Genomic DNA, 778 nt, shown 5'->3' on the forward strand with positions numbered 1-778 from the left:
GGTCGCGATATCCAGAGGCAGGGTGCGGTTTTCGTTGTTCTTGAAATCGAAGCGCACGATCAGCGGTGCTTCCACTTCGACGCCTTTGACATCGGCGAACTGCGTGCGATAACGCAGGCTGCCCTGGGTCATTAGCAGTTCATAGGTGTAGCGCACGTCTTCGGCGGTGATCGGCTTGCCGTCGGCGAAGCGAGCCTTGGGATTAATGAAAAAGCGCAGCGCGAGTCCGTCCTCCGAGCGCTCCATCTTTTCTGCCACCAGCCCGTAAACGGTATAGGGTTCATCCATCGAGCGCTGAGCCAGCGGCGAGTACAGCAGTCCGTCGATTTGCGTGACGCCGATGCCTTTGTCGATATACGGCAATACATGGTCGAAGTGACCGATCTCGATCGCCGAGCGGCGCATCGTGCCGCCCTTGGGCGCCTGCGGGTTGGTGTAGTCGAAGTGACTGAAACCGGCAGGATATTTGGCCGGCTCGCCATAAACGGTCAACGCGTGTTGCGGTGCAGCGTCCACACCGGCGGCGCCCGACAACAGGGCGAGGGCGGTGAGCATCAATGTGGGAAAAACCAGTCGCATTGTCAGCCTTGGAACCGGGAAAACGATAAGCGCAATTTGTACGCGAGAGGCGCGTCAGTCGCCAGCCGTATATGTAACTGAAACACAACGGCCCACCAAAAGGCGGGCCGTTGCAGAGCAATCAGGCGACGGATCAGTCCTGACGGCTGGTGACTTCGAGCAGGTGGAAACCGAACTGGGTCTTGACCGGGCCTTGCAC

General features: G+C 59.1%; 1 protein-coding gene and 1 pseudogene. Both read right to left on the reverse strand.

The window, feature by feature from the left end; all coding sequences use genetic code 11:
• On the reverse strand, positions 1 to 579 hold a 579-nt coding region (locus DBR24_RS33150), incomplete at its 3' end, for an ABC transporter substrate-binding protein (protein WP_256591712.1).
• 133 nt (positions 580 to 712) lie between these two features.
• A pseudogene (locus DBR24_RS21345) lies at positions 713 to 778 on the reverse strand (peptidyl-prolyl cis-trans isomerase); the annotation flags it as partial.

This window comes from Pseudomonas sp. HMWF006 (assembly GCF_003061205.1).
Taxonomy (GTDB): domain Bacteria; phylum Pseudomonadota; class Gammaproteobacteria; order Pseudomonadales; family Pseudomonadaceae; genus Aquipseudomonas; species Aquipseudomonas monsensis.